8 protein-coding genes are annotated in these 22,285 nt (G+C 40.0%); 3 read left to right on the forward strand and 5 right to left on the reverse strand.

Translation table 11 applies throughout. The features are described from left to right. The first annotated feature begins 133 nt into the window (after positions 1-133). The 3 genes from R2R28_RS15800 to R2R28_RS15810 all read left to right on the forward strand — a co-directional run bounded on the left by R2R28_RS15800 (position 134) and on the right by R2R28_RS15810 (position 5,425). Complete coding sequence (locus R2R28_RS15800) at positions 134-3,337, forward strand: TonB-dependent receptor (RefSeq protein WP_316826653.1); 3,204 nt, start codon at positions 134-136, stop codon at positions 3,335-3,337. Positions 3,338-3,440: 103 nt separating this feature from the next. Further along, a complete protein-coding gene (locus R2R28_RS15805; protein ID WP_316826654.1) occupies positions 3,441-5,192 on the forward strand; it encodes an ABC transporter ATP-binding protein in 1,752 nt (583 codons plus the stop codon). 17 nt (positions 5,193-5,209) lie between these two features. Then, entirely contained in the window at positions 5,210-5,425 is a 216-nt protein-coding gene (locus tag R2R28_RS15810; protein WP_316826655.1) for a PLDc N-terminal domain-containing protein, read from the forward strand. A gap of 297 nt (positions 5,426-5,722) precedes the next feature. On the opposite strand, the gene R2R28_RS15815 is transcribed toward R2R28_RS15810, so the two are convergent. The 5 genes from R2R28_RS15815 to R2R28_RS15835 all read right to left on the reverse strand — a co-directional run bounded on the left by R2R28_RS15815 (position 5,723) and on the right by R2R28_RS15835 (position 22,236). Then, complete coding sequence (locus tag R2R28_RS15815; protein ID WP_316826656.1) at positions 5,723-7,009, reverse strand: MFS transporter; 1,287 nt, start codon at positions 7,007-7,009, stop codon at positions 5,723-5,725. 176 nt (positions 7,010-7,185) lie between these two features. Further along, complete coding sequence (locus tag R2R28_RS15820; protein ID WP_316826657.1) at positions 7,186-9,060, reverse strand: RagB/SusD family nutrient uptake outer membrane protein; 1,875 nt, start codon at positions 9,058-9,060, stop codon at positions 7,186-7,188. Positions 9,061-9,093: 33 nt separating this feature from the next. Further along, positions 9,094-12,366, reverse strand: coding sequence for a TonB-dependent receptor (locus R2R28_RS15825; RefSeq protein WP_316826658.1), 3,273 nt, complete (start codon positions 12,364-12,366; stop codon positions 9,094-9,096). Between the two features lie 491 nt (positions 12,367-12,857). Then, a complete protein-coding gene (locus R2R28_RS15830) occupies positions 12,858-13,913 on the reverse strand; it encodes a PorP/SprF family type IX secretion system membrane protein (RefSeq protein ID WP_316826659.1) in 1,056 nt (351 codons plus the stop codon). Between the two features lies 1 nt (position 13,914). Further along, positions 13,915-22,236, reverse strand: coding sequence for a PKD domain-containing protein (locus tag R2R28_RS15835; protein ID WP_316826660.1), 8,322 nt, complete (start codon positions 22,234-22,236; stop codon positions 13,915-13,917). Positions 22,237-22,285 lie beyond the last annotated feature (49 nt).

The following is a 22,285-nucleotide window of genomic DNA, read 5'->3' on the forward strand; positions in this document are numbered from 1 at the left end:
AATTTACCTGCTGTTATTTATATTAACATCCCTCCAAAAAAGCGGCAAACAGTAAACCTATAATTAATATAAAATCAGAATTGAGTTAACAGCACAGTAACATCTTTGTGATCAAATAATCAGAAAACTAATCATGATGAAAAATTTACTATTTGCAGTGTTGCTACTGCTGTGCTGCACCTATAATGCGGCCCTTGCACAAACCACACAGGCATCCATTTCGGGTATCATTACCGATCAGCAGAAGAAACCCATCCCGGGCGTTTCCGTACAGATCAGAAACAACTCAACAGGTTTTACTACAAAAACCTCAACCAATGCACAGGGTGAGTATACTTTTAAAGAGCTTCCTTTAGGTGGCCCTTATTCGGTTAAAGCCATTTATGTGGGTTTTGGTGAGCAAACCAGAAATGGCTATATGTTAAACCTTGGCGATGTGGTTAGGGTGAGTATCAACATGCAGGAAGCTTCTCAAGATTTAGATGCCGTACAGGTTGTAGCTTCAGGTTTAAGGAATAAAGTCAGAAATTTTGGTGCTTCAACAGAAATTTCAGCTAAAACCATGAACCAGTTACCCGTTAACGGCCGTAACTTCTCTAATTTGATGGATTTATCGCCATTGAGTCGTGGTGGTGGCATTGCAGGCCAATTAGGTTCATCTACCAATTATACCATCGATGGTATGAATGCAAAAAACCCAACTTCTGCAGGTCCAACTACCAGCCGTAGCGGAGCTCCATATTCGATCTCTATTGAGGCCGTAAGAGAATTTAAAGTAGTAACCAATCAATACGATGTTACCTTAGGCAGGGCTGGTGGTGGTACTGTAACTGCCGTTACCAAATCAGGAACCAATACTTTAAGCGGTAGCGCTTTTGGTTATGGCCGTGCCGATTGGTTATCCTCATCTTACGATATAAGAGGGATTAAACGTCAAAATGATTTCTCTACTTACCAGTATGGTTTTACATTAGGAGGCCCGATCATTAAAGATAAGTTACACTATTTTATAGGTTTAGATCACCAGAAAGATTCTCGTCCGTTAATTATTGCCGACATCAATGGGCCGGCTGATGAAGCCAGGTTTAGGATTACCAATAGTACCCTGCAAGAATTTGTGGGCATTGCACGTAATAAATATGGTGTAGCCAATACTCCTCAATACGGTTCTTTCCCTAAAAAACGTGGTTCTGATGCTGCTTTTGCCCGTTTAGATTGGCAAATTGACGAGAAGAACCTATTAACAGTTCGTGATAATTATACCAACGACAGAAATCCACTGGGTTTGGCTGATAATACTGCCATTAATTTTTACGAAAGTTATGGTACTGATAAAAACGTTGATAATAGTTTATTGGCCACCTTACGTTCAACAATCAACAGTAAAGTAACCAACGAATTAAAAGTACAGCATTTATATACTTTCCAGGCGAGTTCACAAAATGACCAACTAACTGGCGCCATCCCAAGAGCAATTGTAGGTAATGTTCGCTCCACACTTTCGGATGGGACACTTGGTAATACCAGTATACAAATTGGCGGGCACCGTTTCGGACAGGAAGGTTTTACCAACAATGTATTGCAATTGGTAGATAATTTTTACTATAATACCGATAAAGTGAAATACACATTTGGTGTTGATGTACAGTATACCAATGCGAAGTCGCTTTATGGCAGTGAGGTTAACGGAAGGTTCGAATATACCAACTCTACAACAGCTACCGCGCTTGAAAACTTTAACAACCTTATTGCAAACAGGTTTTACAGAGAAGTTCCATTGGTTGCTGACCCAACAGTGAAAGCTGGCATCTGGAATACGGCAATATATGGCCAGATGCAGACTAAACTGGCTAAAGGATTAGAATTTATAGGGGGCTTACGTATAGATTACAGCGCTTACCCTAAATCGCCACTTAACCAACAACTGTTTGATGCGATTGGTGTAAGAACAGATAATGAGCTGAAACAATTTTTAATCCAGCCAAGAATCCAGTTTAACTGGGATGTTAATGAAAACAGAACAGATTTTGTTCGTTTTGGAGCAGGTATTTTTGGTTCAGACATCAACAATTACATGACGATCAACAACCTCACTTTTGATGGTAAACACTTTGCTACAGTTGACGTTTTTGCCGGTGATGTACCAACACCAAATTTTATAGGTTATAGAAACGGTAGTGTACCAACTCCTTCTTTACCTACATTACAGGTACCAACTATTAATACTTATGCAGCTGATGCAAAGGTACCGGTGGTTTACAAGGCAAACTTATCGTACAGTAAATTAATTACCGACAAATTAAAAGTGGGCATTACGGGTTATGCAACCCTGGGCCGAAACAACTACATGTATATAGACCGAAATATGGCCGCTAATCCATATTTTACTTTGCCAAATGAAGGAAACAGAGGTGTATTTGTACCTGTTATGCCCGATAATGGTTCGCCAGACTGGAAAACTGGTCGATTAAGCAATGCATTCGGCCGTGTATTAGAGATGAACAGTAAAGGTAAGGTAAACCAGTTTGCCGTGGTTTTAGATGCAACCTGGAACTACTTTAAAGACGGGGAAATTTCGGCAAGTTATACCTGGAACGATACGAAAGACAATACCTCTTTTAATGGTAACGTAGCCAACTCTGCAACTTTATCATTGCCGGTTAAAGACGATCCGAGAGATTTAAGTAAAATGTCGTACTCTGATGGTCAATTCCGCAGCAAGGTGGTTATTTATGGTACATTACCAACCTATTATGGTGTAACCATTGGTGTTCGTTATTCAGGCATTGGCGGTACTCGCTACAGCTTATTATCAGGTGTTAACAATAATGGCGATTTCGTAGCAACGAACGATCTTGCGTACGTTTTCGACAGGAACAATACTAGCGTTCCACAAAATGTGCGTAACGGATTACAGGCTTTGCTGGATAACCCTGATGCAAGCCAAAGTTTGAAAGACTATATCAATAAATATTCAGGTCAGATTGCTGAAAGAAATGGTGGAATAAATGGATTTTATGGCATTGTTGATTTAAGGATTGCTAAAAAAATCAAGCTGAATAAAAGACAGAGTATTGAAGTTTCCGGAGATATTTTCAATCTGGGTAACCTGATCAATAAAAAATGGGGTGTAAACGAAACTTTGGGTAATCAAGGATTATATGCACTAAATGGTACAGCAAAGGTGGCTGCTACCCCAACTACTCCCGAAATTCCGGCAGTTCCTAACTATAACGCTGCAAATAAATCATTTAATTACCGTGTAAACAACTCGGGTGTTGTTACTCCATCGGGCAATCCATGGCAGATACAGATTGGTTTACGTTACGGATTTTAAACAGATATTAGCTAAGTATCTTAGCTTAAAGTCATAAAAAAGGGGAATGGATTTTTATCCGTTCCCTTTTTTTATGTTTGCATTCACAAACAACAAAACTTTCATGGGATTATTACTTAACTACCTGAAACACCACAAGTGGATTGTGGCTTTAGCGTTATTGCTGGCAGGTATAAATATTGGTTTTTCACTTTTAGATCCATATATCACCGGTCGGATTTTAGATCGTTTTATCAATAAAAAAAATACGCTCACTTATGCCCAATACCTTTGGGGTTCGCTGGGTTTAATTGGCCTGGCTATTGGCGCAGCAATGGTATCGCGTATTGCGAAAAATTTTCAGGATTATTTTACCAGCGTAATTGTTCAAAAGGTTGGTGCTAAAATGTATGCTGATGGTTTACAACACTCCTTAAAATTACCTTACCAGGTTTTCGAAGATCAACGCAGCGGCGAAACTTTGGGTATTTTACAAAAGGTACGTTTAGATTCGGAGAAGTTTATCACCGCCTTTATCAGCATCCTTTTTGTGAGTTTAATCGGAATGATTTTCGTAATCGTGTATTCGATTTCGGTAAGTTACAAGGTTACTTTGGTTTATTTTTCGGCCATTCCGATCATCAGTTTTGTAAGCTGGTATTTAAGCCGCAAGATTAAAACCATCCAACGTTCTATCGTTGGCGAAACCACGGCTTTGGCGGGTTCTACTACCGAATCACTAAGAAACATTGAGTTGGTTAAGAGTTTGGGACTGGCCGATCAGGAAATCGAGCGTTTAAATAAAACAACGTACAAAATTCTTGGTTTAGAGCTTAAAAAAGTAAAATATGTACGCAGTATGAGCTTTGTTCAGGGTACTACGGTAAACCTGGTGCGCAGTACCATGGTACTGGTTTTACTCTTGCTTATTTTCGACAATTCAATTACTGCCGGGCAATATTTCTCCTTCCTTTTCTACTCGTTTTTTCTTTTCGGACCGTTACAGGAATTAGGAAATGTGATTTTATCATGGCGCGAGGCGGAGGTTTCGTTAGGCAATTTTAAAAAGATTTTAAGTACACCTATCGATAAAAAACCGGAGAACCCAATTTCTATCAATAAAATTAAGGATCTTACTTTTAGTGCTGTTGGCTTTAAACACCTTACGGCAAACAGAAGTGCTTTAGAAAACATTTCGTTTAAAACCCACAACGGACAAACCATTGCTTTTGTTGGCCCGTCGGGATCAGGCAAAACCACTCTGGTTAAACTTTTGGTTGGTTTATATCAGCCGAAAGATGGAGAGGTTTTATATAACGGCATTCCAAGCAATAACATCGATCTTGATGCTTTACGCGAAAAAATCGGTTTTGTAACACAGGATACGCAATTGTTTTCGGGTACCATCCGCGAAAACCTATTATTTGTTAATCCTAACGCTAGCGACGAAGAATGTTATAAGGTATTAAACCAGGCAGCCTGCCAAACTTTACTGGCCCGTGCCGATAAAGGATTGGATTCGTTAATTGGCGAAGGTGGCGTAAAGGTTTCGGGTGGTGAGAAACAACGTTTATCGATTGCGAGGGCATTGCTCCGTCAGCCTGATATTTTGGTTTTTGATGAGGCTACCTCTTCGCTCGATTCGATTACGGAAGAAGAAATTACCAAAACCATTCGTTCGGTTTCAGATTTAACCGATCATATTACGATTTTGATTGCCCACCGTTTATCGACCATTAAACATGCCGATAAAATTTATGTATTAGAGAAAGGCCGCATCATTGAGCAAGGGAAACATGAAGAATTAATTGCACAAAATGGCTTGTACCAGGCCATGTGGCGCCAACAAATTGGCGAGAGAGTTGTTGAAGCTTAGGAACAAAATATATTATCATGTTACTTGCACAAGCAGAAAGCAATCAAATCGCCATTATTGTTATCATTGCAGCCATATTATGGCTGGCGTTAATATTAACCGCATTGTACCACATATCGAGAAATAGCAGCATGGGTTTCACGGTAAAAGTGCTCTGGTTTATCATTATCCTTTTCGCTCCTTTTTTGGGTTCGATTATTTACCTGATGTGGGGAAAGAATAAGAAGTTTTGAAATAATTTTGAATGAAATAAATAGCAAAGATCCGTGTCTCCACGGACCTTTATTTTTTACAGCGCTCAATATTTTAACCACGGATGCATACAGATAAACACCGATTTTACACAGGATTCGTCTGTTTAATTGAAAATTGCGCATGAGGGATAATAGTGTAAATCCTTTTTTGATTTTTCTTCAAAAAAGATTGCAACGGATAGCCCGACCCTTGCGAAGCTTGGGGCATGCCCAAATAATCTTTAGCAAAACAGCCATTAATACGGTCAAAAAAAAGATGCTGAAATAACAGAATAGTTAAGCCGCCTTTGTGGTTTGCTCGTTAATATCCTGCAGACTCAGTTTCGTTAGCGATTTCGTTTTTAACCAGGTAATGCCAGCGATAGCAATCGTCATACTTCCGCCAAATACCACAGCAGGCACTAAGGTTAACAGCCTAGCCGAAAGCCCCGATTCAAATTCGCCGATTTCGTTCGATGAGCCGATAAACATACTGTTAACTGCCGAAACCCTTCCACGCATATCATCTGGAGTGAGCAATTGCATAATGGTTTGGCGGATAATTACACTTACACTATCAAATGATCCTTCGAGGAATAAGAAAAATAAGGTTAAATAGAAGTTTTTAGATAAACCATAACAGATGATGCTTAAACCGAAACCAGTTACGGCAATCAGCAGGTTACGCCAGGGTTTACCCATCGGCGAGAAGCGGGTCATGGCCAACATGGTAATTACAGCACCTAAGGATGCAGCACCCCTCATCATCCCTAAACCATAAGAACCCAGATGAAAAACATCTTTCGCAAACATAGGCAACAATGCCACTGCCCCTCCAAAAAAGACAGAGAAAAGGTCTAAACTCATCGCCCAAACCATCATTTTGGTTTTAAATACAAATTGGATTCCTTCTTTTAAGCTGTGGAATATATTCTCTTTGGGAACATAAGTTGAAGGATGTTTTTTGAGCGTAAAAATGCAGATTAATGAAATCGAGACTAAAACGACAATAAAGGCGTAAGCGGCCGTAATTCCCCAAAGCCAGTTTACAAAACCTCCGGCAACGGGGCCAATAATGGTTGCCAATTGCCAGCTGCTGCTGTTCCAGGTACTCGAATTTGGGTACAATTCTTTAGGTACAATTTTAGCCATTAAAGAAAAAGTTGCCGGACCAAAAAAGCCCCGGGCAATGCCAATGCAAAATACCAGACCATACATAATGAGTACGATAAGATCTTCCTTAAGGTGCAGGTATTTGCTGGTGATGATGAGCATTAACACAGAGGCCAGCCATACCCCCGAAAATATTTTAATCAGCAAACTCCGTTTCTCGCTTTTATCGGCAATATAACCGCCGTATAACGCAATACCAATAGCCGGAATTGCCTCACAAAGGCCAACTAAACCTAGTTTCAGCGGATCGTGTGTTAAATCGTAAATGTGATAACCAATAACAACAGCCTGCATTTGATAGGCCAAAGTAAAAAAGAATCGCATGCCCAGGAAAGATCTGAATTCCTTGTAACGCAAAGCTGCGAATGGATCTTGTTTTACAATAACGGGGTTGGGGTCTGAATCTGCCACAGAAAAAAGTTTATTTGCAAAACTAAGCTTTGAAAATTAAATATAGGAATAGAAAAACATTTGAGACCAACTCTTTTTCTATTAAAAAGTAAAAAAACCAAATCTGGTTGCTCAAATCTTTATTCTACAAAAAACCCGATGAATCAGCTGAATCATCGGGTTTTCTAAATGATTAACTAGTAACCAGGATTTTGTTCTAGTGAATTATTTTTATTTACCTCATCGCGGCTAAATGGCCTGAAATAAAGCTTATTGTCCCAGCTTCTGCTCTCCTGGGCATTTTCTTCAACCGGATTATAGGTATAATCGTAAATGGTATTATCATAATGATAAGGGGCCGACATGGTTTTGCCTGGCTTAAATTTTCCGGTTACTTTAATATAGGTTACTTTCCTGCCTAAAGTTTCGCCTGCAATTAACCACCTGCGGGTATCATGATAACGCTGTTCCTCGTAAGCCATTTCTATGCGGCGTTCGTGGCGGTAAACTTCCCTAAGGCCATCTTGATCTGTTGCTGTAACCGCTGGCATACCGGCCCTGAAGCGGATTTTGTTTAACCAATATACTGCGTCACTTAATTCTCCTAACTCAATGCTGGCTTCGATATAATTAAATACCGCTTCGGTGTACCTAAAGAATGGCCAGGGTACATTTTGCGACATAGAGGCATCTATAATGGTTGGATCCGGATCGATAAATTTATGGTAATAATAACCTGTCCAGCTGCCGTTCCAGTTTTCGATAGAACTTCCACGGGTATCTAAACCTTTAAAATCGATTCTGCCGGTATTGTCCATTAAATCATAAATGCCGGTCTGAATCTGGCTTGCGGGATCAACATTGCCTGATGCTTTATCGCGTGGTTTCCAACCTGCACCATCATATAAAACGGTAGCGTAAAAACGCGGATCCCTGTTTTGGTAAGGACTGGCTTTTTGCGCAGCGTTTGTCCAGCTAAATTTGCTACCATCCTGCATTTCATAATCATCAACCAATAAACCGATAGGCGTGTTACCGGCCCAGTTGTGGTAACCGTTCGGACCATTTTGCTGTGCATGTTTAATGTTGCTCTGGATAATAAAATAACGCGCAAAAATAAGTTCTGATGCCGCAGTAGCATCTATTCCTGGTGCCTTACTCGCTCCGCCCATGGCAATGCTTTTATAATTTATCTGGCCGCTGGCAACAGAAGCCGGAGCGGTAAAATCTAATTTGTAACCTGTACCCAGTTTCATTACCGCATCTGCAGCTGTTTTAGCCAATCGGTAACGTTCTGGCTGGCTGCCACTGGCGTAACTTAAAAAGTCTAATTTCTTAACATCGATATTTTTAACCTTGTTAGTAAGTTTAGCCCTATCATGCAAATCGCTTGCAGCGTAAATTAATACCCTCGATTTTAAGGCCAATGCCGCCAGTGCAGTGGTGCGTCCCTTTTCCATAACTTTACCAGTGAGCAACCTGTTGGCTTCATCGCAATCTTTTACAATAAAGTTTACACATTCTTCATAGGTATTGCGCTTCACATTATAATTATCATCAAGCACATAAATTTTTGTAATAAGGGGTACACCTCCATAATAGCGCAATAACTGCTGGTAAAAGTATGCCCTTAAAAAATATGCCTCGCCCAATAACTGATCTTTTAACGATTGACTACTTAGTGCATTATCGCCGCTGGTTATTTTTTCGATGGTAATATTACAGGCCCTGATGCGGGTGTACATTTGTTTATAAGCCCAGGTATCATCTACCCAACCTAATGTAGAGGGATTAATGGTGGCGTTGTTAACCAAATCTATTCCACGAGTAGGGTGTGTAAACATGGCTTCATCAGAAACCGAAGCCAGCATCTGTTCGGAGAAACCTCCATTTCCTAATCCATTGTAAATATCATTCACAAATGCCTGTGCGGTTGCCGGATCTTTCCATACAGATTCTGCAGGTACCTGGCCAGGCGACTCTACGTTTAAAAAATCTTTCTTACAGGAAACCGCAAAAAAGGTGATCAAAACTAATATATAGCCCTTTATATTTTTATTTATTGCTTTCATATTCTTGATTGTAACGGTTAAACTTGATACATGTTAAAAAGCGGCTTTAATACCAAAGTTGATTACCCTTGCCTGTGGATAATACTGTCCGCTTGAATTGGTTGATTCAGGATCCCAGATTTTGATTTTATCAAGCGTAGCCAGGTTGAGTCCGTTTGCATAAACCCTTACACTGTTTAAACCAACTTTTTCTACCAAATTAGTTGGTAATGTATAACCTAACTCTACATTTTTAAGCCTGATGTAGTTGTTACTCCTTAACCAGTAAGTATTGTTTAACGCATTGTTGCTATCGGTATAATAAGTAGCGCCCCGGTTTGATAAGCGTGGATTTACGGAACTCGGGTTATCAATACTCCAACGGTTTAAGTACGACCACTCTAAGAAGTTACCAATATCGCCCGATTCAGTTAAACCCACAATCTGCATCCCGCCAGTTGCGCCCTGAATCAATACAGATAAATCGAAACCTTTATATTGTAGATTGAAATTAAAACCTCCGGTAAAGGTCGGCGTACCGTTTTTATCCAAGCGAATTTTATCATCGGCGTTGATTTTGCCATCACCATTAATATCCTTAAACTTCATATCGCCAGGACGCAAGGTGCTGGTTAACGCACTATAATTTAATGTATTGGCATTGATTTCTGCCTGATCCTTAAAAACGCCATCATAATCGTATACCAACCACGAATTGGTTACCCTGCCAGTTGAGTGTTGCCATTCGGGAGCACCAGGTGTTTCATCCCAAAAAATGATTTTATTTTTAGCATAACCACCATTTACGCTCACACCATAATTTAACTCGCCAATTTTATCGTTATAACTCAATTTAAACTCGAAACCTTTATTATTTACTTTTCCCAGGTTAACAGGTGGTAAACGATCTGTTATACCTGAGCTTTCAGGCACCGAACTTCCCCTGCTAATCAGAATGTTTGTACGTTTGTTGTAGAAGTAATCAAATTCAAGTGATAATTTATTATTCAGGAAGGATGCATCTAAACCGATGTTGGTATTATTGGCCACTTCCCATCCAAAATTAAAATTAGGTACTTTTCCTTCTGTTAGCGTTTTGGTAACCAGATCGTTGAAAATATAATTTCCAAAATTCATTAAACTCAGGTATTGATACTCTTGCAGGGTATCGCCAAAATAAGCTTCAGCCCCCATCTGACCATAGGAAGCCCTTAGTTTTAAATTGTTTACGAACTTAACATTCTCTTTAAAAAAGGGTTCCTCAGATAAGCGCCAGCCTACTGATACGCCCGGGAAGAAACCAAAACGCCTGTCGGTTGGAAAGATGTAAGAACCATCTACCCGCCACAAAAATTCGGCAAGGTATTTTTCTTTATAATTATAGCCTGCACGTCCGAAATAACTTAAACGTGCCCTTTTAAACAGGTTATTCGGATCACCGGGATTATTCCCCAATGATTGTTCGCGCTCATCACCTGCGAGTAATTCCTGAACAGAAGTAGATATAAAATACCTTCTAAAAGCAGTAAAACCATCGTTATTTACCGTTTCGCGGGTTACACCAGCCATTAAACCGATATTATGGTCGCCCAGTTTTTTATCGTAGTTAATCATTCCCGTTAGGTTAATGGCAAGTTGTCCGCCTGCGGTTTCCCTGAGTCTTGGATCCGTGTATTGCGAACGTACCGTACCCGCGAGCACTGGCGTTACCCCATCAGCTTCAAAAGTTTTTTTATCCCAGTCATAGAGTGTCCACGGCAATTGCCAGTTTTTCTGCCGGCCAGAATATTTATCTATCGCAGCCGTACCGGTTACCTTTAAGCCCTCAACACCCGGAATTTTAATTTCTACTTTACCTGTAGTTTGAAAGTAATCCCGAACATCTTTATTGTATCCTGTTAAATCTGTAGTAGATACCACGGGATTATAACCATATTCGATATCTCTTCCCGGCTGTCCGTTTGGCCAAATGGCAATTTCGGTCGGTCTTCCCCGCATTAAAAACCTGAATATATCACCCGCACCAACCGTTGGAAAATTACGGTCTTCCTCTCTTGCAGTTACACCTAAGGTTGTGGTGATATACTTGCTGAGTTTTGCCTCCAGGTTAAAGCGTATATCATATTGTTTATAACCGGTTGCAGAGTTTTTATAATAACCATCCTGATCGAGATAACCCAGCGAAACCAGGTATTTTACGTTTTCACTCCCCCCATTAATCTGAACATTATGCCTTTGCTGGGGCGACCAGTTTTGGAAAGTGGTTTTAAACCAATCCGTATTAGGATAGCGTAACGGATCAGATCCATCACCCAATTTTCTAATTTCATTTGGCGTATAAGTCGCATTTATTGTTTTTCCTCCTGTTGAAAGATAAGAACCAGTGGTTTTAAAACTATTCCATGCCGCCGACCATTCGTTGGGATTGAGATCGGAACCAAAAATATTCAGTTCGTTCAGAATCTCTGCATATTGTACCGAGTTGGCCATTTTAGGGATGCGTGTTGGTTGTTGCAAACCATAGCTAAAATCGTAAGAAAACTGGGGTTTACCCGATTTCCCCAATTTGGTGGTAATTAAAATTACTCCATTGGCAGCTTGCGAACCATAAATAGCAGCAGAGGCATCTTTTAAAACCGATACACTTTCAATATCATTTGGATTTAGCCTTTCTATCCCACCTGCACGGTTGGGGATACCATCAATTACAATCAATGCATTGTTGTTACCGAGCGAATTTGTACCTCGAATCCGAATGGTAGAACCATCGTAACCAGGCTCTCCACTGCCCTGCAACGCCGTTACGCCCGGTAAGCGGCCAGCTAATGAATTGGTTAAGTTTACCGATGAAGATTTGGCCAGCTCTGTACCTTTAACTGAAGCCACCGCACCTGATACTACTGCTTTTTTCTGCGTTCCGTAACCTACTACAACCACTTCTGAAAGATTTTGGTTGTTTTCCAGTAACCGAACATTAATATTACCCTGGTTTTTTACCTGTATTTCCTGATCCACATAACCAACATAGGTAAATACCAGCGTTGCATCTTCGGGTACTTTGATGCTAAAATTTCCGGAGGCATCGGTTACCGTAGTTGCTGTACCTCCCTTTAATTTAACACTTACACCCGGAATTGGTCCTTTAGCGTCCGTAACCTTTCCTTTCACAATAATATCCTGGAGGGGAGGTTTGTAAAAATCAAAGGATTCTTTTTTGTGCGCTGGTTTGCCAGGCGATGTGCTGGCAGATGATGAAAAAACGAGACAACTACCACAAACAAGAAACATGCTACTTTTGGTAAAAGTCCTCAATAGATTTTTTTTCATAGTTTTCAATTTATTAGGTTAGATATTGATTGTAATACAACTTAATACTCATGAGTAAACATGAACTGTCGTTATTTGCATTATTAAAATCTGATCTATTGAAATAATTATCTACAATACGGCTTCGCAAAGAAATTACTCATTTCTCACCAATTAAGACAATAAATCATTGTTAACCATCATGAACCCTCTTATCTGATAGACAAACTATATTAGGACATAGAAAATACTGCGTAAAAGCATATACAGTTTTATAATCGTCTCCTTAACAGTTTATATTTGGTTACACGCAATATAGGAATATTAGGAATTTAAAAGAGATTCCTAAATGACAATTAAATGGCTATTATCTGTAATAAATACGTTACAAAACGACACAAAAGTAGGTTAAATAATACTATATACTGTATTTTTGCAAGAACAGATGTTGGGTTGACAAAAATTAGAGATCAGAGGTTAACTGATTTTATCAAAAAGTAACTTAAAGGAATTTAATAAAATTTATAACATTTATTGGCATAACTGGAGCCCCTATTATTTCCACCTGATGAATAGCCACGGTTTGGCAAATCCATTTCGTAAACAAAAGCACCTTCGGTAGTTCCTGCGGTATTGGTATAATTAATTTTAGAGGTTGTAGCATCGTGACTGATTCCAAAACGCATTCTGGAATAACTGTCAGGTCTTTTAAAAATATCGAATATTAGTGACAGCACCAATGCATCCTGCTGCTTTCCATCGCCACGGTACCACAACCCCAGGTTCACATTCCTATTTTTATACTGAACGCCTGCACTGAAGGAACTTAATCTCGCTTGATTATAAATAACTACTGATGGTATAAATGCTGCATTATCATCACGATCGTATGGCCTGGTTTTAATCATATAACTTACATGTCCACCATACCTGATTGGCAATCTAGAAGTGCTGCCGGTAAAAGATTCATCAGGTTTGTTTAAATGCTGTGCTGAAAACCCAGCCATAAAATTACCTGTTACAAAATTTACACCAGCACCCGAATCGAAAAAATATTTATTATTATAAATAGGATACGAAGCCGAGGTAGCACCCCCGGCAATAATGCCACCACTATTAATCTGATCAGGAAAAACCAATTTATCATAATCTATTTTTCTATTGGTAAGCCCAGCCTGTATGCCAAATGACAAAGTGTTTTCATTAAATTCTACACTATACGAATAAACGCCGGCAAAATTCGTTTTCGAGATATAAGCTGTTCCTTCGGTTGATTTATTCATAATCAGTCCAAAGCCACCACCAAAATTGGGTACCTGGTAATCAACCGCAAAAGAATAATTACTCAGTGCGCCCTGAATTTTTGTCCATTGGCTGCGGTAAATGGCGCTAACGCGTAAATCACCTTCAAACTGACCATTAAGGGCAGGATTTAAATAATTTGGCGCATTAAAAAATTGCGAATAAATTAAATCCTGGGCAACAGCCATTTTGGAAAAGGCAAGTATCATTAGCACCAACCATATTCCCCTTTGTTTTAAAATATTATTATCTAAGTTGATCTTCATATTACCTGATTAAATGAACAACCCCTGTTTTGCTTGCACTCTTGCCTTCATATTTCATCCCTTTCCAATCGGTACCGTTAATAAATTTTGCATCGGCACTCCAGTAATAAGCCCCCTGGGGAGCAGGCTGGCCGTTCATTGTGCCGTCCCAAAATTCTGTAGGCACACCTTCTTCATCCAGTTTACTACTTTGCCATATCATCTGCCCCCATTTGTTAAAAACCCTGAGTGTATAAGCAGACATACCCGTTGCCGTAACCTTAAAAATCTTTAAATCGGGTTTTGCATTTGCAGGCTCGAAAGCATTTGGCAGATAAAAATATCCTGGAACGCCTATTACACTCACCTGATCTTCGATTACATTGGTACAGCCCGATGCATTTGTTATGGTAAGTTTAATTTTATAAGTACCAACATCTGTATAATTATGGTCTATAACCGCTTTATCGGATGTTTTCCCATCGCCAAAATCCCATTTATAAGCCGTTATGTTTTCGTCGGTTTTAGTTTTAAAACTAAAACCGTAATCAGGAACTTTTACCGTTCTTGAGGGCGATATCACAATTTCTGCAACGGGAGGTGCAAAAACACTGATATAATTCAGCATCACCATTTCATCTGTACAACCGAAATCACCGGTGGCCGTTAATTTTACCGTAAAAGGCGATTTAACGAAATTGTAGGAATGCACCGGGTTTTTCTGTGTAGAAAACGATCCATCCCCAAAATCCCATAGGTATTGGCTTGAGTTATTGGACAGATTCTGAAAAGTAACGGTAACCTGGTTACAGCCCGATTTTACATCGGCCAGGAAACCAGCCTTTGGGGCATCGGCAATTTTAATGGTATGGTTAAAGATATCGGTACAAAAACTGTTTGATGCGCTTAATTTGAGTTCATAAATCCCCGCCTTGCCATAAATATGTTTCGGACTGTTGCCAACGTACACTGCTGATCCATCTCCAAAATCCCACGTGTAAGTGGTTGCGCCAATACTGGTATTGATTATTTCTACATCCAAAATGCCATTACAGCTTACATCCTGTTTAACCGTGAATGATGCTTTGGGGCTAGGGTAGGTAATGGCCTGTTTGGTAACATTATTACTGCCGCACCCGTATTGATTATCGGCAATTAATTTAATATCATGGATTTTATCCGGCTCATTAAAAATAATATTGGACGGAATTTTATCTGTTGAAACCAGAATCCCATCAACGTACCATTCAAATTTATCGGCATAAAGCGAGGTATTGGTAATCTGCGGCGTAAAAGGTGCGCAGGCTCTATTAATGGTTAGCGTAAAGTTGGCCTGTGGCAGAGGATTAAACTGAATGGTATGTTCAACACTATTTAGGCAGTCTAAAATATTAATGGCCTCCAGTTTAATGCGGTAAATATAAGGCAGTAAAACAGATGTAGGCGTATTAAATGTATGTACAAAATCTTTATTTGATGAGGTAAATATATCATTTATATACCATTTATAGGTTACAGCATCGGTACCGCCATAAGTAGTTTCATTTTTAAACTGAATGGTGGCATTTGGTCCGCAGATTAAATTCGTTGGAAAAGTAAATTCGGGCTTTGGTGTTTCGGTAATTTTCACCGTTTGCGTGGTTACTGCAGTACACCCTTGTAAACTGTAAGCTTTCGCAGTAACCAGATAAGTACCTGGTAAGGTATAAGTATGACTTGCGCTGTAGCCCGTTGCAATATTATCTGCACTGCTTGGATCGCCAAAATCCCACTCTATATTTGCTGCATTTGCAGGCGTGGTAGTTACTACCAGTTTAAAAGGCCCGCAGTTTAAATTACCCGCATTGGAGTTAAATGAAGCCACTGGGCCAGGGGTAATATCAACCGTTTGGGTAGTAGATGTAGTGCAGCTGCTGCCATCGGGGTATGTTTTGGTGGCAGTAAGCACCACTGTTTTTGTACCCGCTGTAGTGTATGTATGACCTGGGTTAATATCTGTACTTGTTTTACCATCTCCAAAATCCCAAAGGGCCGTAAACTGCTGGTCGGAAGTATTGGTAAAAACCACAGTTTCACTTAAACAGTATTCTGGTTTGTTTACTTTAAAACTGGCACTTACATTTGGATAAACGGTAACTGTTTGCTGGCTTTTTACAGTAGAGCATCCATTTGTAGCAGTAAGCGTAATGGTAAAATCGCCGGCACTTAAGTAACTATGCGTTAAAGGCTCGTTTAACCTGTGTGTTTCCTGAACAGGAGATCCATCACCAAAATCCCAAGTATAAACATTGGCCCCCGTTGATTGGTTAAGTGTTGTAAAATCGATGGTAAATGGAGCACAACCAAAACGTTGGTTACCCTGCAGCACCAATTTAGAAAATACACTTTGTGGCTGTACCACAATTACATATTCTATAGAAGCAACCTCGCCGCAATCGTTTTTGGTCCTAATTTTTAATTTAAAAGTTTTGGGCAGTGCTGTTTCGTTTTCATACACATGGCTAATGTCGCGCTCATCGGTATAAACATTTATAGCAGACCCATCACCATAATCAACCGTATAGGTATTGGCAAATGTTTTCGAATTTAAATTCTTAACGTTTATGGCAAAAGGGGCACATCCATTTTGACTAAAAGGACCAAATAATGCAGTTGGTGCGGGGTTTATCCTTACCACAACAGGATAACTATTGGCACTTGCACAGCCGCCTAAGCTCAGTTCGTAAATATAGGTTACATCAATTGGGTTAACAGTGGTATTAATCAATGTTTCAGAGATACTTCCTGCCTGATCGATACCGCTTCCGCTGGCAGCAGAATTGCTGATCCCCGTAACTGCAGCTCTTTTCCAACTAAACGTTACGCCAGCGGTAGAACTGCCTGGCACATAATTAAAGATGGTATTACTGCAGATTGCAGCAGGGTTTGCTATACCAGTAAATATGGGCTTAGGGTTAATGGTAATTTCATAAGTACTTGATACACCCACACAGCCATTTGCTTCTGGTGTGACGATATACTTAAGTGTTTCAGCAGCGGTACTGCTGTTTATAATGTTTTGGGCAGGTATATTTCCAGTACCAGATGTGGCAAAACCGGTTAGTGAAGGCGAAGCAGAACTTACCGTCCATTTATAAGTTGCGCCTACCACATTCGACGTTGGCACAAAAACACCAGTGCTACTGCCGGAGCAAACCGATTGCGATAAAGGAACGTTGGTAATTTTAGCTACCGGATTTACCGTAACCCTGTACAGAAAATTAACACCTGCACAGGCATTCGCATCGTTGGTACTTGCTGTTGCAGAATAAATAACCGTTAAAGGGGCATTGGTATTATTTGTTAAATTCTCAGAAGGGATAATTGATGTACCGTTCGAAACCGTAACGCCAGTTATACCTGCCGGAACAATACTATTCCATATAATTTTAGCTCCGGTAGTAGTTGATGACAAAAAAATCTCCGGCGAAGCGGTGCCTGAACAAATGGCAATATCATTTCCCGAAAACTGAACTTTTGGAGAGGGATTAACACTAACCGAAACCTGGATCGGAGCACCTTCACAACCTGTACTATTTCCTGTAAATTTTGGCGTAATGGTATAAGTTACCGTTTGTACCGTTGCCGATGTATTGATTAAAGGCTGATCGATGATATTGCCTGTTCCATTTACCGAGCCCGTAATATTAGGATTGTTGCTTACCGTCCAGTTAAAAACCGTACCGGCCACACCTGAAGTTAAACTGATACCGGTTTTGGTGCCCGAACATATTGTTTTACTGTTTTCGCTTGCGGTAACTGTTGTTGCAGGGTTAACTGTAATTTTATAGAAAAAAGAAGTTCCCGGACATTGTACAGCACCCGATGTTGAAGCTACAGTCTCATAAACCACTGTTAAGGGCAAATTGGTTGTATTGATCAGGGTTTGTGCCGGAATTTTATCCGTACCCGATAAAACCAAACCCGTAACTCCTGCAACAGGCTGCGCATTCCACGTAAAACCTGTACCCGGCGTTGCGCTGCTTAATGTTACCGCAACTGATGTTGCCGAACTACAAATAGTTTGATCAGGGATAGAAAAATTAATTACCGGCGCAGGATTAACCGTAATTTTATACACCGCGGCATTACCAGAACATTTTTTACCCTGATATTCGTAAGTTGGCACCACACTTATACTTACCGTAATGGGTAAAGTTGTATTGTTTACGGCATTAAAAGCCGGTATCTGCTGCCCATTTCCATTTGTTAGTCCAATTGCACCCCCGGTAACAGCCCAGTTGTAGGTTACCGTACCCCCGGCGAAAGAAGCAGCATCACTCGATAAAATATTTACCGGCACCAAACTCCCTGCACAAACCGTTAGATCGGCTAGGCTTGCTGTGGTAATGCCCGGCAGCACAGTTATTTTAAAATTGCTTGCAATACCTGTACAAATTTTGCCACCATTAGTATAATTTGGTGTCACCGTAATATTGGCTAAAAGCGGAACTTTTGATGTATTTTGTGTAGTAAATGATGGTAAATTTCCTACCCCCGATGCAAGTAAACCTATGCCGGTATTATCATTGCTCCAACTGTAACCAATATTCGGACTTGATATATTGCTCTGAAAAACTGTTACCGGCAATGATGCCGAATTACAGGCAATAATATCTGTAACACTTTGTATCACCGGGATTGGATTAACCGAAATTGTTACCGCTGTAGAAGTTGCAGAACAGGAACCACTACTGGTAATCCTCCTGTAATAAGTTGTTTGTGTTAATGCCTGCGGTTGATAATCAGCCGTATTTTCACCGGCAATTGCCGTAAAACCCGATGATGCAGAAGTTGTCGATTTTTCCCAGGTGTAAGTATAGCTGCCACTGCCACCTACAGGCGCATCGCCAATCAGTTTATCAGGCTGCGAGCCACTACAGATGGTTTGGTTTGCCGAAACCTGAAAATTGCTTAATGTTCCCTGAACAGAGATTTTAACCGGATTTGATTGAGAACTGCAGGGCAAGCTGTTTACTATGCGGCGGTAATAGGTATCTGTATTTAAAGCACCCGGTTGATAAGATGGAGCATTTGCATTTATGATATCTGTCCAGCTATTGCCATCAGCAGATTGTTGCCATTGATAAACATAAGTACCACTTCCACCAGATAAAGTATTGCCAGATTGGCCCAGAACAGCTGGTGTGCTGCCCATACAGATATTTTGATCGGATGCGATAACATTATTTGAGATTGGCGGATTAACTTTTACGGTAATTTCCAAAGGCAAACTTTCGCAGCCGTTTAAGGTTTGCGTAACATAATATTTAGTGGTTGCCGCTATAGCAGTAATTGGTATTGGTGCAGTTAAACTAAATCCTGTACCGGTTGGCAGGGTGGTATACCATTTCAAGTCAGTTCCAACTGCTGTTAATGCGACCGATGGATCGTTTAAACAATAATTTATTGTTAATGCTCCTGTTGGCTTTGCAGGCACAGGATTAACTGTTATGGCAGTGATATCAGAATATTCCTGGTTACAGCCTCCACTTTTTACAACAGCCCTAAATTGGGTCGTTTTGATAACCCCGGTGTAACTGTAGGTTAAGGCGCTAGAATTTATTATTGTCCAGTTGGTTCCATCTATTGATGATTCCCATCGAACAACATTTCCTACATTTCCGGTTAAAGTAATGTTTCCTGATGCTGGTCCACCACAAAAACCCTGCGCACCCGAAGTGTTACCGCCAATGGTTTTTGGCGAAACCGTTATTTTAACAATATCATTGGTTGCCGGGCAGCTACCAAGTCCATTTATTGTCCATTTAAATTCATAAACATTTCCGGCAGCCAAACCACTTACCATCGTATTGTATTTCGAGGCATCGGCAAAAACAATTCCTGCGGTTGGTCCTGTTACCTGGGTCCATTGCCCGGCAAATGTTGATGTAGGATCCGTACCCGATAGGGTAGCAGTTGTTACATCGCATAAATCCTGATCAAGGCCTGCATTTGCAGTAGGTTCAGAAGGATTGACCGAAATTTTAAATTGTACCGGGGTTCCATTACAATTACCCAGCTTCGGGGTAACAGTTATGATTGATGAAATTACATTACTGGTATTATTCGTTGCGGTAAATGATGGGATGGTTTTAGTGGTACCATTACCTAAGCCAATACCAGTATTGTTGCTTATCCAGCTATAAGTAACCGCACTGTTGGCTGGATTGGTATTAAAAGTGATTGTGCCCGTTGCCGCACCTTTGCACACCGTTAAATCGGTTATGGGTACCATTACCGGGGCAGCGTTAACGGTTATTTTTTGTAATGCTGATATTGTAGTACCACATTCGTTTGTTACTTCAAGCGTAACATCGTAAGTGCCAGCCGTTGGATAAGTAACATTTGTTGGGCTTAATGCCGTGGAAGTGGGTGTATTCGATCCCGGAAATTTCCATAGGTAAGTTGGTGTTGTACCCGAGCTACAGGTATTAACTGTGGCAACAGGAGAAATAACCCCACCCTCGCAAATAGCTGATAACGCAGCTACCGATACCGTTGGTTTTGCTTTTACTTTGATCTGCTGATCAACCTTACTCGAAACACAACCATTATCCGAATTTCGTGTTACCAACGATAGGGTATAAATTCCCGCATTTGTAAATTGAAATTTTGGATGCTGCGAAGTTAATGTGGTACCATTTAAAAACGTATATCCTTGTGTGCCTCCTGTGCAGCCAGGGAAATTTGCGTATGTAACCGTCCAAGTGTAGGTATTTGCACCACAATTTGGCAAGTTAGAAGTATTATTTGTTTGTACAACCAGCGGCCCACAACCTTCGGTCTGATCAACCGTAAAGGCAGCTACAGGTAAAGGGTTGATGCAGATTGTTAATTCTTTTTTTGTAGAACCACATCCATTTGTCGCCGTTAATATAACGTTATAATTGCCAGGAGAATTAAAAATATGCGTAGGATTTTCCAAATTTGAACTATTTGAAGAACTTGTTGGATCTCCAAAGTCCCATAAATATGATGTACCAGAAGAACATGTATTACCATAACTACCAGAAATACTTTTGTTAGTAAAACTTACAGATTTTCCAACACAACTTGTAGCGGGATTCACTAAAAAGTTTGCTTCTGTTTTTGTCCAAATAACAATGTTATTAGCTCTAAACTCTGTTTCGGAGCAAGCATTTGTTACAGTCAATATTGCTGTATAAAATTTTGCAGGGCAAGATGATTTTGTATAAAGATGATTGTAAGTAAATGGATCGCCAGTACTATTTAATGGATGGGTAAATGTTTTAAATTCACCATCACCAAAATCCAATTTGTAGATGGTTCCTGGCGAGTTATCCTTCCAGTTGTTAATTACAAAAGGTACTTCAACAGGCCCACATAAACCCGCTGTGTTTCCATTAGTTGCTAATCCACCCGCTGGATTACTTTGATTCGCTACAACCTGATTAAAAATGGTCTGGCAACCATCAAGCGCTATCCCCTTTACAACAAGTTGAAATGCTCCTAAGGCAGTATATGTATGGCTTATTGGAAAATTCGAGTTGTTGTATGTTATATCACCAGTATTGTCGCCCCAATTAATTACATAATTAGAAAAAAGAGCAGCATTCGGCGAATTATTTTTTAATGTTAGTGTATAGCTAGGGTTTATTAAACTAGGTGATTTATGGCAATTACTAAATGGAAAGTTTGAATCTACATCTACAATATCTAAACGTGGGATTTTTTTCGTAGTTACAGTAATGTTTTTTACCATTTCGCACGTTCCATTCCTTACCGTAAGTTTAACCGTAAATGGCTGGTTTCCGCTTCCATTGGTACCGATAAAAATGTGTTTAGGATTTTCTTCGGTTGATTTGTTTGCCGCCCCAGAATTTGGATCCCCAAAATCCCATTCATAACTGGTTACGGTACCTGTAGAAGTGCTTGTAAATGAAATTTCTTCGTTACTGCAATTACTTCCGCTTGCACTTGTAGTAAAGTTAGCCGTAGGAACCTGGTCAACCGTTACTACAATGGCGTTACTTTCTTCGGGAACTCCATCTTTAGTTGCCCTTAAAATATAGGTTCCCGAGACGGTTGCAATATAAGATCCGTTTGTTTCATTAGTAAGATCTACGCCATCCTTAATCCACTGATAAGAAATACCTGTTTCAGTTGTTGTTTGTAATTTTACCGAACCACCCTGACAAAAATTTACCGGCCCACTTGCTGTAATTGCAGGCGTAACATATTTATGGCTATTTTTAGTGGAAACACTAATTACATAAATTGAAAAGCCTTCATTGCTTAAAAAGCAGCATAAAAAAGCTACTAAGAGTAGACGTTTAATCATTATTCAAGAGCGAATGCCGAAAATAACGATTAAATGTGGATTAATAAAT

Source organism: Pedobacter miscanthi (genome assembly GCF_032678605.1).
Taxonomy (GTDB): Bacteria; Bacteroidota; Bacteroidia; order Sphingobacteriales; family Sphingobacteriaceae; genus Pedobacter; species Pedobacter miscanthi_A.